This is a genomic window from Sphingobium sp. TomTYG73, assembly GCF_055394245.1.
Map to the genome: position 1 here is coordinate 2,529,542 of NZ_AP027339.1, position 15,161 is coordinate 2,544,702.

The 15,161-nt window shown below is 61.5% G+C and carries 11 protein-coding genes; 5 read left to right on the forward strand and 6 right to left on the reverse strand.

Annotated elements, in window-relative coordinates; all coding sequences use genetic code 11:
- Positions 1-2 precede the first annotated feature (2 nt).
- Genes ACZ5TH_RS12715 through ACZ5TH_RS12730 form a run of 4 tightly spaced genes read right to left on the reverse strand, consistent with a single transcriptional unit; the run spans position 3 to position 3,893 of the window.
- A complete protein-coding gene (locus ACZ5TH_RS12715) occupies positions 3-698 on the reverse strand; it encodes a heme-copper oxidase subunit III family protein (protein ID WP_464794132.1) in 696 nt (231 codons plus the stop codon).
- Between the two features lie 11 nt (positions 699-709).
- Entirely contained in the window at positions 710-1,309 is a 600-nt protein-coding gene (locus ACZ5TH_RS12720) for a cytochrome c oxidase subunit 3 (protein ID WP_464794133.1), read from the reverse strand.
- Entirely contained in the window at positions 1,306-3,024 is a 1,719-nt protein-coding gene (locus ACZ5TH_RS12725; RefSeq protein WP_464771725.1) for a cytochrome c oxidase subunit I, read from the reverse strand. Before ACZ5TH_RS12725 ends, ACZ5TH_RS12720 begins: the two co-directional genes overlap by 4 nt.
- Positions 3,024-3,893 carry a cytochrome c oxidase subunit II gene (locus ACZ5TH_RS12730; protein ID WP_464794134.1) on the reverse strand — a complete coding sequence of 290 codons (870 nt, stop codon included), beginning with the start codon at positions 3,891-3,893 and terminating at the stop codon, positions 3,024-3,026. The genes ACZ5TH_RS12725 and ACZ5TH_RS12730 overlap by 1 nt, the downstream gene beginning before the upstream one ends.
- 324 nt (positions 3,894-4,217) lie before the next feature.
- Between ACZ5TH_RS12730 and ACZ5TH_RS12735 the strand changes: the two genes are divergently transcribed.
- Entirely contained in the window at positions 4,218-6,518 is a 2,301-nt protein-coding gene (locus ACZ5TH_RS12735) for a GumC family protein (protein ID WP_460987269.1), read from the forward strand.
- Positions 6,519-6,968: 450 nt separating this feature from the next.
- On the opposite strand, the gene ACZ5TH_RS12740 is transcribed toward ACZ5TH_RS12735, so the two are convergent.
- Positions 6,969-8,309: an O-antigen ligase family protein gene (locus ACZ5TH_RS12740; RefSeq protein ID WP_464794135.1), complete on the reverse strand. Its 1,341-nt coding sequence runs from the start codon at positions 8,307-8,309 to the stop codon at positions 6,969-6,971.
- 196 nt (positions 8,310-8,505) lie between these two features.
- Positions 8,506-9,261: a LuxR C-terminal-related transcriptional regulator gene (locus tag ACZ5TH_RS12745; protein WP_464794136.1), complete on the reverse strand. Its 756-nt coding sequence runs from the start codon at positions 9,259-9,261 to the stop codon at positions 8,506-8,508.
- A gap of 539 nt (positions 9,262-9,800) precedes the next feature.
- Here ACZ5TH_RS12745 and ACZ5TH_RS12750 point away from each other — a divergent pair.
- From ACZ5TH_RS12750 to ACZ5TH_RS12765, 4 genes are all read left to right on the forward strand, one after another.
- On the forward strand, positions 9,801-11,984 hold the full coding sequence (locus ACZ5TH_RS12750; RefSeq protein WP_464794137.1) for a polysaccharide biosynthesis protein: 2,184 nt from the start codon (positions 9,801-9,803) through the stop codon (positions 11,982-11,984).
- Between the two features lie 51 nt (positions 11,985-12,035).
- Complete coding sequence (locus tag ACZ5TH_RS12755) at positions 12,036-13,283, forward strand: DegT/DnrJ/EryC1/StrS family aminotransferase (RefSeq protein ID WP_464794138.1); 1,248 nt, start codon at positions 12,036-12,038, stop codon at positions 13,281-13,283.
- A gap of 87 nt (positions 13,284-13,370) precedes the next feature.
- Positions 13,371-13,937, forward strand: a complete 567-nt coding sequence (locus ACZ5TH_RS12760; RefSeq protein WP_196225176.1) for a polysaccharide biosynthesis/export family protein — start codon at positions 13,371-13,373, stop codon at positions 13,935-13,937.
- A gap of 47 nt (positions 13,938-13,984) precedes the next feature.
- Complete coding sequence (locus ACZ5TH_RS12765; protein WP_464794139.1) at positions 13,985-15,160, forward strand: outer membrane beta-barrel protein; 1,176 nt, start codon at positions 13,985-13,987, stop codon at positions 15,158-15,160.
- The last annotated feature ends 1 nt before the right edge of the window (position 15,161 follow it).

A 15,161-nucleotide genomic window follows, 5' to 3' on the forward strand; every position in this document is an offset into this window, starting at 1 on the left:
CATCACCAAAGGTAGAAGAAGGCGAAGATAAAGACCCAGACGAGGTCGACGAAATGCCAGTAGAGCCCCGCGATCTCTACCGGGCTATAGTCGCCCGTCCTGTCATAATGTCCGCGCGCCACCTTGGACGCGATGATCAGCAGCAGGATGACGCCGCAGGTCACATGCAGGCCGTGGAAGCCGGTGATCATGAAGAAACTTGCGCCAAATTGCGGCGCGCCCATCGGATTGCTCCAGGGGCGCACGCCTTCCTCGAAGATCAGCTTGCTCCATTCGAACGCTTGCATCGAGAGGAAAGTCAGGCCGAACAGCGCCGTCAGCAGCATGAGGATAGCTGTCTTCCGCCGATCGCGCCGGTAACCGAAATTGACCGCCATCGCCATGGTGCCGCTGGAACTGATAAGCGCGAATGTCATGATCGCGATCAGGACCAGCGGAATGTCGTGCCCGCCGATATTGAGCGCGAAGACTTCCGCTGTATTGGGCCAGGGCTCGACCGCCGACGCCCGCATTGTCATGTAACCTGTCAGGAAGCAGGAAAATATGAATGTGTCCGAGAGCAGGAAGATCCACATCATCGCCTTGCCCCAATGGGTGTGGCGGAAGACTTCCTGATCGGCGGACCAGTCGGCGACAATCTCCCGCAAAGCGGGAGTGATAATCTCCTTGTCTCTTCCGTCGGGCACCGTGTGAGCCATGGTGATGGACCTCATGTCGATACGAGCAGGGCGGCGATCAAAATCCAGATGAACAGCAGGAAATGCCAGTAGACGGCGCAAAGGCGGACATGGGCGGGGTTTCGCTCCGTCAGCACCCAGGCGGCGGCTACCAGGCCTCCGGCGATGTGGAGACCGTGAAGCGCCGTCAGCAGATAGAAGAAGGCGTTGGCCGGATTGGACGACAGATAATAGCCGTCGCCAAGATAGTGACGCCACAGCAGCCATTGACCGAAGAGGAATGCCAACCCGAGCAAGGCGCCCGCCAGTGAAGCGCGCGCCGCCCGTCCAGTTACGTTGGATCGGCGCGCGATCTCCCATGCTATGCTGCTCGCGACCAATATCCCGCTATTGACCCAGAGCAGCGGCGGGTCGGGCATGGCGACCCAGTCGTCCGCATGCCCCATGGCGGCGTGCAGCCCCATGCGCATGAAATAGGCCGCGCCCAGTAGCGAGAACATGACCAGCGCAACGGCGAAATAGACGCGGAGCCCCACGCTCCCGGCGGACGGGCGGCTCGCGGATGGAGACGCCGGGTCACGATCGCTCGCCGGTTCCCAGCTTCTCTCCGCAAGGCGCGAGAGGATCGTCATGAGCGCGGCTCCGTCTGGGGGATGAAGTCGCGAGGCGCGCCCGGCACGCTATAATCATAGGGCCAGCGATAGACGGTGGGCAGGGCCGGTCCCCAATTGCCATGTGCTGGCGGCGTCTGCGGCGTTTGCCACTCCAGGCTCGCCGCGCCCCACGGGTTCGGGTCTGCGCGCGGTCCCCAAAAACGGCTCCAGATCATGTTGAAGAAGAATAATCCCTGCGCAGCAAAGACGATCAGTGCCGCAATGCTGATCCATTCATTGGCCAGATGCACCGACGGCGGGATGAACCCCGCTTCGCCCAACGCATAATAACGGCGCGGCACGCCCAATATGCCCAGATAATGCATCGGCAGGAAAATCGCGTACACGCCAAGGAATGTGATCCAGAAGTGGAGCTTGCCCAAAGTCTCGTTCCACATCCGGCCGAAGATCTTGGGATACCAGTGATAGATTGCGCCGAAGATCACCAGCACTGGCGACACGCCCATGACCATGTGGAAGTGCGCGACGACGAAGAAGGTATCGGACAGCGGGACGTCGACGCTGACATTGCCCAGGAATAGTCCCGACAGCCCGCCATGGATGAAGGTGAAGATGAAGGCGATCGCGAACAGCATCGGCACGCGCAGATGAATGTCGCCGCGCCACAAGGTCAGCAGCCAGTTATAGACCTTGATCGCGGTGGGGATCGCGATGATCAGCGTCGATGTCGCGAAGAAGAACCCGAAATAGGGGTTCATCCCGCTCACATACATATGATGCGCCCAAACGAGAAAGCTCAGGGCGCCGATGATGACGATCGCCCACACCATCATGCGATAACCGAAGATGTTGCGCCGGGCGTGGACGCTGATCAGGTCCGATACGATGCCGAAGGCCGGCAGGGCGACGATATAGACTTCAGGATGGCCGAAGAACCAGAAGAGATGCTGGAAGAGGAGGGGGCTTCCTCCCTCCGTGGGGGTGATGGCTCCCATCGACTGCATCGTCGGCATGAAGAAACTGGTGCCCGCGAAATGGTCGAACAGCATCATGATCGCCGCGACGAACAGCGCCGGGAAGGCGAGCAGGCCCATAATGGATGCGGTGAAGATGCCCCATACCGATAGCGGCATCCGCATCAGCGTCATGCCCTTCGTGCGCGCTTGCAGCACCGTCGTCACATAGTTGAGCCCGCCCATGGTGAAGGCGGCCACGAATATGGCGAGGCTCACCAGCATGGTGGCGATGCCCCATTGGTGGCCGGGGGTTCCCTCACTGATCGCCTGCGGGGGATAGAGCGTCCAGCCCGCGCCCGTGGGGCCGCCCGGAACGAAAAAGCCCGATACGAGCACGATGACCGACAGCAGGTAGAGCCAGTAGCTCAGCATGTTGACGAACGGGAACACCATGTCCCGCGCGCCGATCATCAGCGGGATGAGATAATTGCCAAATCCCCCCAGCAGCAGCGCCGTCAGCAGATAGACGACCATGATCATGCCATGCATCGACACGAACTGGAGGTAATTGTCGGGCTGGATCGCGGGGAAGGCGCCGGGAAAGCCGAGTTGCAGCCGCATAAGCGCGGACAGCACCAGTGCCACCAGCCCGATCGCGATGGCGGTCAGGCTATATTGGATGGCAATGACCTTATGATCCTGGCTCCAGACATATCTGGTGACCCAACTGTGGGGATGATGCAGCGGCCGCAGGTCGTCAGCCAGGGTGGTAGCCATCAACTCTTGCTCCAGGACGCGGGGACGCTGCAGGCATTGGCCTTGATCAGCAGGATGGACATGGCGGCAGGCGGCGTTTCGGCCAGGATTTGTCCAAAGCTCGTCTGCTGCGCTTGCCAGGCGGCGAAAGCCTTGGGCGACTCCACCACCACGCGCCCGCGCATTTCATGGTGGCCCGTGCCGCACAGTTCGGCACAGAGGATGTCGAACGCGCCCACCTTGGTCGGGGTCATCCAGAAATAGGTGACGATGCCGGGCACCAAATCCATCTTTGCCCGGAACTCCGGCACATAGAAGTCGTGCAGCACATCCCTGGACCGCAGCACCATCTTGACCGGCTTGCCCAGCGGCAGATGCAGGTCACCCGCCTCTATGAGCACATCATCGCGTCCGAACGGGTCCAGGGGATCGAGGCCGAGCGCGTTGTCAGGCGTCACATATTTGACCGCCGCTGCGCCCAGCACGCCATCGGGTCCGGGATAGCGGAAGGACCACTGCCACTGCTGCCCCACCGCCTCAATGACAGTGGCGTCCTGCGGCACGGAAACATAGCGGCCCCATGCGGCGAGGCCGGGAGCCAGCATCCCCGCGATGCCGATCGCCGTCCAGAGCGTCAGCCTTTTCTCCAATGAGGCGTTTTCCGGCTCATAATGCGCCTTGTGTCCGGTGCGATGTCGGTAGCGGACCAGCACCCAGGCCAGGAACAGGTTGAGGATGATGAAGGCCGCCGCGCAAATCCAGAGCGTTACGTCCAGCGCGGAATCAATGGAGCCCCAATTGGAAGCGATCGGCGTCCGCCACCATGGGCTGAACAGGTGAAATGCGACCGAACCAAACACCAGCAGGGCGATGGCGATCGCAATCGGCACAGGCTCTCTCCCATTGATGCAGGCGCGCCTCACAGCCATTGACCCGGCTTTAATTGAGTCGCCCCGGAAATAACCGCATTGGTAATCTATAGAAAAATCGCACCGGGTGGAAGTGGTTAGCCGCGATGCCGCTTTCCCGGACTGAAGACTGCCGCGCGCGGGTGCGCGGAAGGGGGAAGGGTTGCGCCTCTTGCGTCACGCGATGCCCGAAGGGGTTAATCATTATGCCTGCGCTCTGCGACCGAAGATTGTTTGATCGGACCTGGCAAAAGCGGGAGGTTCGGCGGCCAATGAGGTCAGAATGCCGCTGTGGAGGATCTATTCATGCTATCGCAATCGGGAACGCTGAACGCGCCCCTGCTCGAGGCAATGTCTGACCGGCCGATGGAGGGGGGCTCCCGGCCCTCCAGCCTGTCGGCCCGCCAGGTCATCAAGATCATCCGGCGGCACGAACTGTTGCTCGGCGCGATCGTGTTCTTCGCAGTCCTCATCGTACTGGTGGTTCAGTTGACCGCGACGCCCATCTATCAGGCGACGGCGACGGTGCAGGTCGAACTGAATGACGACAGCGGATCGCCCGACATGGCCGCGCGCAACCAGCAGCGCGTCGCCAACGAAGCGGGCATCTACCGGTCCCGTTCCCTTGCCGAACGCGTGGTGCAGGATTTGAAGCTCGCGTCCGATCCGCGCTTCGTCGAAGCGCCGCTTCCCGCTAACGCCGTCGTCGACAACCGCCGCCTGTCCCGCCTCGCGGGCAGGCTGATATCCAGCACATCGATTTCAAGCTCCAAGGATTCCGACTTCATCGACATCACCGTGCGATCCGAGTCGGCCGACCTGGCGTCGGAAATCGCCAATCAATATCCCGCCAGCCTTGCCGCCTACCGCTCCGTCATGCGCGACGACCGGCAGGGCAAGATCGTCAGCCAGCTGGATGACGAGCGGGCGCGGCTCGCGATCGAGGCGCATCAAGCCGAAAAGGCGGTCGCCGACTTCCGGCGCCAGCATCAGATGCTCACCGGCGCCGGCGGGTCGGAAGATTATCAACAGATCAACCGGATCGCCACCGAAGCCGCCTCCGCCGCCGCCATGCGCGCTGCACAAAGCGCGCGGGCAGCTGGCATCGCGAGCGCCGTGAGCAACATCACGACGGCGGGCGCGACGTCCCCGCTGCTCGACCAGCAAAGGCGGCAACTGGACGATCTGACTCGCACGCGCAGCGAACTCGCCATGATGTATGGGTCCGAACATCCCAAGATGCGTGGAGTAGAAGCGCAGATCGCGGAAACCACCGGCAGCATGCAGCAGGAACAGGCGAGGGTCATCGCCGCTGCCACGACCCAGGCCCAGAACGCGGCCGCCCGTGAAGCGGGCATCGCAAGGAGCGAGGCGGCCTCTGCCGCATCGCGCGCAGGCCAGTTGGAAGGAACGCTGCGTTCGATCACTGGCAAGGCATTCGCGAACACCGCCGCGACGGTCGAGCTGAACTCGCTCGAACGCAATGCGGAAGCCGCGCGCAGTGCTTTCACCGCCATGAGCACGCGTGCGCAGCAGGTGAAAGCCAGCCTCGCGGCATCGGGCATCCATTCGCGCCTGATGTCGCCTGCCGCCGTCCCGCAGGACCCGATTTCGCCCCGGCCCAAGTCCGCGACCTTCGCCGCGTTCGTCGGATCGCTGATCCTGGGGCTGCTGGTGGTGTTCGGCATCGAGCTGACGGACAACCGCCTCTGGAATGCCGAGCAGATATATCATCAGTTCGGCTTGCGCACCTTTGCCCTGCTGCCCGAGTTGGATGGCGACGCCCTGAGGTCGGCAAAGGCGAACCCGGTGCTTCAGGACCCCCAGTCGCTCTTTGCCGAGGTGGCCCGTGGGTTGGGAAGCGAGGTCGCCGAACTGGCCCAGCCGGGAAGGGCGCAGACCGTGCTGATCACCTCGCCCATTACCGGAGACGGCAAATCGACCGTCACGCTCACCCTGCTGGCTGCGGCCGTCGCCATGGGCCGCCGCGCGATCGTGATCGACCTCGATCTGCGCCGTCCCAGTGACGTTCTGCGTCCCACCGATGATGCGGGGGGGAAGCCGGACCTCATCGATTTTCTCAGCGGTGCGGTCGATGCGCGCCATATGCTTCCAACGCTCGCCCTGACGCAAAGACCAGACGCAGAGCAGCCGTCCGAAATCACTACCTATGAACCCGTCGTCCTCAGCGCGCGGGAACCTGCGCGCAATCCGGCCGCGATCATGCGGCTGGGGAAGGTCAACGACCTGTTGGACCATCTGCGCGAACATTATGATCTCCTGATCATCAATGCGCCGCCCACCCTTGCCACGCGGGATTCGCGCATGCTGATGGATGCGGCCGATCAGACGCTGCTGGTCGTGCGGTGGGGTCGCACCACGATCGAACAGGTGCGCGCGGCGTTGCAGGTGCTGCAAAAGCCGGTGGACGGTGTCGTCATCAATCGCGTCGATTATGCGGAACACGCCCGTCGCGGCTATGGCGATCCGGTCCAGTTCTACATGGATTCAGCGGAATATTTCAGCGGCGAAATGCCGACCCCTCGCCGCTGGTATGAGCGGATGGCCCCATCGCGCTGGCGCGACCGCGCGGACCATATGGCATGACGGCCTGAAGGCTGCGCGATCCCTTCGTGCAGCCTTTCGCGGACTGGCCTGTCGTTGCGCGCGCCAGGGCAGGCGCTCTCCCCAGAGCAGAGTGCCAAGTTGCGGGCTCATCAGAAGCTGTCGGCGGGAAGAGGGCTGAAGCGCCTTTCTTCCGAAACGAACCTCATGCAATCTCATGCGCGAGATTGCAGCGCCGATCATTTGGGCCATGAACGCCGCTGACGAACGATGGACTTAACAGCCAGGCGCGCAGAGATGTCCCGCAAAATCGCAATCGCCGCTGATGCCATGGCGCCCGCATATCCTGCCCAAATCGACACGCCCACTTAACCCCTCTGTCCGGCCTCTCGAAGGCCCCAGACGGAAGAAGGGTGAATGATCCGGAAGGTGTGTCAATGGTGCCCAAGAGCGCGAGCAAGGACAACGGTCACTGGAAACCGGGCAGAGCCTTCAGCTTTCCAGCGGGGGAAGATGGCCGCGCATGCCTCTGCGTTGCGAGGGCGAAGGCAAGAAGCGAGGGCTGATCACGCCCGGCCCGATCAGCGCAGGACTGACGGCGAGGAAAACGAACAGGAACCAGCATCGCCCATAGACGTGCGGCATGCCCATCACCGCGTTGGCAAAGGTTACGAGCGTCGTGACGATCGTCAGCAGCACGAGCTTTCCATATCGCGCTCGATAGCCGACGATGCCCGCCAATATCGGCACGGTCATCAGCACCAGATAGCCGAGCAACGACAGGCCGCCACCCTCGTTCAACAGCAGCAAATAAAGATTATGGACAGGAAGACCATAGCGGCTTTCCTGCCGATACTGATCCGCGCCAAGGCCGATGATGAGATTCTTGTCGGCCATCTCCAACGCTTCCCGGTTCAACTCCTGCCGGGACTCGAACGTACCCGCGGTCGAAAGATCGCCAGAGTTCAGGGCGGAAAGAACCCTGGTCTGGAATGTCGCGGGAAGATAATTCTGCCCGAATGCGAGCACGGCAGCGCCCAGCGCCGCGACGATGATCAGGGTCTTGAAATTCCGTCTGCCGCCGAAGAAAATCAGGGCGGCGGCGATCATGCTGTAAAGTCCGGTATTGGAACTGGTCAGGATCACGCCCGTGATGAGAATGGCGAGGCAGGGCAGCGCAATCATCGGCCGCATCTGTTTGGACAGGAGCATCAGCCAGACGAGCGTCATCGCCATGACCGTCAGCACGCCCATGCCATTGGGATTGCCGGCAAAGCCCTGTAGCCGCTTGTTGCCGGTGACGAGGGCCATCTGTTCCCTGTCGATGCTGTAATAACCGGCCGAGTAGACCATGGCGCCGAGCGCGCACATGACCACCATGCCCCAGATTCCGCATTTGATGAGGCGGACGACTTCCTCTTCCGACCGGCGCAGCAGGACGAGCGGCACGAGCAGATAGGCGAAGGAATATTGGGTAACCAACACCAGGCACCTGACCACATCGCCCTTGAAAACGCTGCCTATGAAAAGGCCGCCGCTAAGCATCAGCAGTCCCAGCACCCAGAGCCAGGTCAGACTGGCAAAGGGCGACGCCACCCTCCCTGTCGACACACGCAGGAAGAAGGCGCCTGCGAACATCACGTCGCTTATGGTTATGTAAAGGCTGGGATGGCGGAAGGCGTTGTAAGGCGCGAAAAACACCGCGCCTTGCAACAGGACGAATTCCCATCTGTGGAGTTCGTCCGTCCAGAATTGCGTTCGTTCCTGGGCGGGGCTGGCACGACGGCCGCCGGGCAATGGATAATGGCTTGCCTGATACTGACTGGTTTGCACGCCTGGCGCTCCGGCTATTTTTCTGCCTTGTTCCGCGACTAGGATGCAAATCTGGCCGGACTTAGTCCATTGCACATAATGCCTGCCCGGCGTTCAAAAGGGCAGGGGACGATATCCGATTGGGTAGGGGGTCGGGCAATGAAAACGGATGGTTAGCGCGGCTCGTGAGAATGCTGCCTTTGTCCTCCGGCGGTCGTCACACGCTTGCCGAACAATCGGCGATGCCGCGCGTGGCGCCTCTCAGCGGGAAAGCGGCAGGGCTGGCCTTGGGTGGCGAGGGCGTTGCGCTGTCAGCTGCCTGACCATGCAGTCCCTGTCCTGCCGCCCATATAGCTGCCTGGGTGCGATTGGACACCCGCAGCTTGCGCAGGACCGCTTTCACATGAACCTTGACCGTGGCTTCGCTGATCGAAAGCTCGCGCGAGATGACCTTGTTGGGCAACCCTGCGATCAGGCGCCGTAATATCTCCATTTCCCGTGCCGACAGATTGGCGCAGTCGATCGACACAGCGTTGGGCGTTTCCTCGCAGACGGCGGATTGATCGATCAGCTTCTGGGCCAGTTGCGAAGGAAAGATCTTTTCCCCCAACGCGATCAGGTCGAGATACCCTCCCAATCGTTCGCAAGACAGGTCATTGATCAGATAGCCTTCGGCTCCGGATCGAAAAGCGTCCAGCATCGCGTCGAAATCGAACTTGTTGGCGAGTATCGCGATCCGCGCGCTTGGATAATATTCGCGCGCTTGGGCAAGCGCCGCGCCGTTCCATTCCATGTCCTGATCTTCGATCAGCAGCAAAAGGCAGTCGGAATCGGCGACGTGGGCGGGGCAAGGCTCGTCCAGTCTGGCCCCGGTATAGAGGATCTGACGCTGTTGTGACGAAAGAAGCCGCCGGAGACCCTCTCTGACGATGGAGCTTCCGCCCACAAGCACAACATCTGAATCCATTGTCATCGTCCGCCTCCCTCAACATCACAGAAAGACTGTGATGGATTGAATGCAAAAGCACTTGCTGAAGGCGACCCCTGTCTTATCGGGTCGGAGAGTATCACAAATGCAGCGTTGAACAATAGGCGTAACATTTTGGAAAAATTTAACTTACGTGAAGATCGTGCGTTGGCGCGATTTCGCTAACCGCTTGTCTATTCATGAATTTATCTGAACCATCCCAAATAGCAAGGAAGCGCTGTCCTTTAGGGTGGCCTGATGACATGTGTTGAACAGCATGTGCGATTCGCGCGTAACCTATTGTGGAAATGATCTTCTGGCAGTGGCTTGGATTTAGCCCGTCAGTCGATGTCGTGGGCGAATACGACCCGGCGCACATGTCAATTAGCCAAAAGACTTAATCCAGCTTCCTCCCGCAAATCATTCGGGGCGCATGCCTGCGGATATTCTGCTCGTTCGGCCAACACCCGCACCCATTCCTGCCACAAGGGATGATAGCTGTCTGGTTCATTGCGGCCGGGGGCCAAGTTGTTACCGTTTTACTCGTGATCTGGACGATCGCGCTCCGCATGCTGCGACAGGCCCTCTTTGGCAGCATGCGGGGTTTGTTCGTCGACGATCCTTTCTTGAACCGCAAGGGTTTTGCTATGGATGCGAGCGCGCCGCCCGCTGGATCTGACCCGCTTCTCGACGATCTCGCAGACCCGCGGGCGGAGGTTTCCGCTGGTGGGCCTGGCTGGGCGATACTGCTGCACGATCTGCTGACGCGGCCGACGGGCTTTCCCGGCCCAGCCCGTTTCGCGGCGCTCATGCTGATCGACGCTTCGTTGATCCTGACCACCCTGCTTCTGGTCGTGATGGCCATACCGGGCAGCGTTTCGGCGGCCTTCTATGACCGTCCCAGCCTCATGATCTTCTTCACCCTGGTGGCGGTGTTCGCTCTCTGCCTGACGGGCCTATATTGGCGAAGCTGGCGCTTCCTCTCCTTCGGCGACTGCATCGCGCTTTCGACAGGGGTCGCGGGCGGAGCGACGGCGGCATGGAGCATGTGCCTGATCATCTCGGCAAAGATACGGGCCGTGCCGCTGGAGGCGGTCGGTTTCGCGCTGCTGCATTCGGCGTTGCTGCTGGTGGCGATGATCGGCGTGCGAACGGTGCGCCGGGGTCTGCGCGAATTTGCCCTGGCGCATATCGTCCCTCCCGGCGGTGGTCACAACATATTGCTGCTGGGTGAGTTGGACTGGATACGGTCGCTGATGGACATGCTTCGCGCCGAGCGGACCAATCGGTTCAATGTCGTCGGCGCGCTCACCTTTGACGGACGCGAGACGCGGTTGCAGGTCGCCGGTGTACCTGTGCTGGGTTCGCCCGACAAATTGCCGCAGATCGTGGAGATGCTGGCGACGCGGGGGCTGAAGCCCGAAAGCCTCGTCATACGCGGCGACAGGACGATGCCGCGCCGATCCTTCTCCCATCTGGTCAAGCTGGCCGATCAGTGCGACCTGACGGTCGCGCACGCCAATGACCTGCAAAAGGCGAAGGACGGAACGGCGCGCCTGGAAATCAAGCAGTTCGAGCTGGCCGACCTGCTCGGCCGACCCGAAGTCTCCCTTCAGCGCAGCATCGTGGATCGGCTGATCCGTGCCCGCCGGATATTGGTGACGGGCGCGGGCGGCACGATCGGCGGTGAACTTGTGCGGCAGATCGCCACCTTCCGCCCCGCGGAGATCGTTCTCCTCGATCATTGCGAGTTCAATCTTTACACCATCGAGATGCAGGCGCGGGACAAGTTCCCGGATCTCATCTGCCGGCCCGAACTCTGCTCGATCCGCGACCGCGCGGCGCTCGACGACGTCTTCCAGCGTCATCAGCCGGAGGTTGTCTTCCATGCCGCCGCGCTCAAACATGTGCCCATTGTCGAGGCCAATCCGTGCGAGGGCGCCCATACAAATGTGCTTGGCACGCGAAACGTCGCGGATGCCGTCTGCGCTTATGGCTCGCTCGCGATGATCCAGGTGTCGACGGACAAGGCGGTCAATCCGGTGGGCGTCATGGGGGCCACCAAGCGCCTCGGCGAACTCTACTGCCAGGCGCTTGACCTGATCGGCCAGTGCGACCCGGACAGCCCGCGTTTCATGACGGTGCGGTTCGGCAATGTGCTGGGTTCCAGCGGATCGCTCGTGCCCCTGCTCCAGCAGCAGATGGCCGCCGGAAAGCCGCTCACCATCACGCACCCGGACATCAAGCGCTATTTCATGACCGTGGGCGAAGCGGTGCAACTCATCCTGCAAAGCAGCGCCCGCGCCATGGAAACCAACATTGATCGCGGCACCATTTTCGTCCTCGACATGGGTGAGCCGATCAAGATCGTCGACATCGCCCGGCGAATGATCCGTCTGGCGGGCCTGCGTCCGGACATCGACGTGCCGATCAAGTTCGTCGGCCTTCGTCCCGGCGAGAAGCTTTACGAGGAATTGTTCGACACCACCGAGGAACAGCTTCGCTCCACGATCCCCGGCGTGATCGAAGCAAGCCCCTGCCCGGTCCCGCTCGAAAAGCTGGTGAATGCCTTCACCGAATTGGCAAACCTCATCCATACCCATGATGAGGATGGGGTGCGCGACCTGATGAAGGAATTGCTGCGCGCGCCCGCCCAATCGAACTGGGCAAAAACGCTGCGAGAATTGACTCGGGAGATCGACCTTGTCGGCAAGGCTGCGAATGAATGACCGGGTGCCAGCGTTTGCGCGACCGATGCCCATGATCCTGGGGATGAGGATATGAATCGCATAGCCCAGACGCGCGAACTAGGTGCTGCGGCCGTCGCGATCCCGCCTTTCCCGCCGCCAGACCGGCGCTGGCCCCAATATGAGCCGGACGAGATCGATGCCGTGGTCCGGGTGCTGGAAAGCGGCCGCGTCAACTCGCTGGTACATGGTGACGAGTGCCGCGCCTTCGAACGCGAGTTCGCGCTGTATTGCGGCATGCCCCATGCGATCTCTCTCGCCAACGGCACGCTGGCACTGGAGCTGGCGTTTCGTGCGCTGGGCGTCGGGCCGGGCGATGAGGTGATCGTTCCGGCCCGCAGCTTCTTCGCCAGCGCCTCTGCCGTGGCGGCGGTCGGCGCGGTGCCAATATTCGCGGACATCGACGCCAACAGCCACACGATCGATCCCGCCGCCGTCGTTCCGCTGATCAACGGAAGGACGAGGGCCATATTGTGCGTCCATCTGGCTGGCTGGCCCTGTGACATGGAGGCGCTGTCGGCGATCGCGAACGGGCATGGCCTTTGGCTGGTGGAGGACTGTGCCCAGGCGCATGGCGCCGCCATCGATGGAAAGAAGGTCGGCTCCTTCGGCCACGCCGCCGCCTTCTCCTTCTGCACCGACAAGATCATGTCGACGGGCGGGGAAGGGGGCATGTTGCTGCTGAAGGACGAAGCGCATTGGGAACGCGCCTGGGCCTATAAGGACCATGGCAAGAATGTCGCGATGCTCTCGGCGCCTTCGGCAGGCAACGCCTTCCGCTACCTGCATGAAAGTTTCGGCACCAACTGGCGGCTGACGGAAATGCAGGCCGCGATCGGGCGGGCGCAATTGCGCAAGCTGCCGTCCTGGCTGGCGCGGCGGCGCTCCAATGCCGCCATCCTGCGCGAAGGACTGGGCCATCATCCGCTGATCCATGTGCCACAGGTGCCGCAGGGGGTGGATCACGCCTTCTACAAATTCTACCTCATGCTGGATGCTGCGGATGCTAGACCTGCCGTCATCGCCGCGCTCGCTTGTCATGGCATACCCGCCGGGACAGGATCATGCCCGGACATGTCCCGGGAACTGGCCGTCCGGAACAGTGCCCACCCCAATCTCCATCCCCTGCCGATCGCCGCCGAAATAGGCGAACGCAGCCTCATGCTGCCGGTCGATCATCTGCTGGGCGATAAGGATATGCAAATCATCGTCGATGCGCTGCTGGAGGCGATCGAGGATGCTCGTGAAGGCGACCAGAGTTTATCCTTTCCGAACAAATAACTATCCAGCAGCAATTGACATTAATTTATTTCTGTTCTGAAACTGTAACAAAAATGGCCAGAAGTGGCCAGGAAATGGGAGGTGGTCATGCGGCTAGTTCACTCTATCGGCATTTCCCTGATGCTCGCGCTTTCGGCCTGTACCGGCTCTGTGTCCGGTCTGCCTGCTGTTTCCACTGCCAACGCCGATCAATATCGGCTTGGCCCGGGTGATGAACTTCGCATCATCGTCCCCGGCTTTACCGAAATCGACAATGGCACGGCCTTCGTCGTCAATGATCGCGGCGAACTGACGTTGCCGCTGATGGGCGGGATTCCGGTCAGGGGATCGACCATCCCCGAACTGGAACAGCGCATCGCCGCCCTGCTGGTGGAAAAGCGGCTGATGGTCTCGCCCGCCGTCAGTGTTCAGCCGGTGAAGCTGCGGCCCATCTACATCCTTGGCGAAGTGCGTAGCCCCGGCGAATATCCCTATCGGCCCGGTATGACGGTTGTCACCGCAGTATCGGTGGCAGGCGGGTACACATTTCGCGCCAATCGCAACACGGTTGCCATCATCCGTCAGGTGAATGGCCAGGCGTCCACCGCCAAGGCTTCCGAAAATACGCCGATCCAGCCGGGTGACACCATCAAAGTCGTGGAGAAATGGTTTTGACAGCAAAGCGCCTCATCCCCTTCTGCTCATGCGTCATTTTGACGGGCATGGCCCTTCCCGCTGCCGCACAGCAGTTGGATCGAGCCACGCCGTTGCTGGAAACGCCGGAGGAATATGAGGCGAGAGCGGTACAGTTGGGGAGGATATCGGCCTATCTCGGCGCGGATGCCCGGCTTGAATATGATTCCAACATCTACGCCCTGTCATCAAATGAAGTCGACGATGAGCGCCTGACCATCTCGCCTTGGCTCAACCTGCGGCTGAGCGATAACAAGTTCGAATTGGCGGCGCAGGCGCGCGGTGTAGTCCGGCGCTATTTCAAGAATGACAGTGAAAATTCCGAAGGCATAAATACCAGCATCGGCGGCGTATATCACCTGTCTGGCGCCGATAATATTACCGCTAGCGCGGGCTGGATGCGGCTGGTCGAGGACCGCGGCGAACCTGAATCCCGCACGGGCGTCGGCACGCCGCCGCGCAGATATGACCAGTGGCAAAGTGACCTTGGCTATACGCATCAGGGCGCCCGCTTCAATCTCGGCGTGAAGGGCACCTGGCTCAAGAACAACGCCTTGGCCGCCGTCGATGCCGAACGCGACTTCGACCAATATTCCGGCTCCGCCCGGCTGGGATACCGGGTCAGCGGCATGATGAATGTGTTCGGCGAGGGTTTTATCACCCGGCGCGAGTTCCGGTTGCCGGTGGACGCGTCGGGTGTAGACCGCGATTCCAAAACCTATGGCGCACGGGCAGGGGTCGCCTTTGAACCCGGCGGCCTGATCCGCGGCGAAGCGTCCGTCGGCGTGTTCCGCTTCAACCCCGATGACGCGCGATTTGACAGCAGGACCGGCCTGTCGGTTTCGGCCGGGCTGACCTACACGCCTTCGCCCAGATGGGCGGTCACGCTCGACGGGTTCCGGGGCGATGTCGCCACCGTCCGCACTGGCGCGCAGTCGCGGACTGACACGAGATTCCGGCTGGGTGTGCAGAATGAGATTTATCACAATCTGCGCTGGCAGGCTTCCGTGCTGTACCGCCGCAGCAGTTTCATTGGGTCGGGCCAGCACGAACGGACGATCGCCGGTGTGGCTGAAGTCGAATATCTGGTGAACCGCAATATTTCCTTCGCGCTCACCGGCCGCATCGCCAATCGCGACAGCACAAGAGCGTTCGACGATTTCGACCGCTCGATCGTCGGCGCGGAAATCCGCCTGCAATATTGAT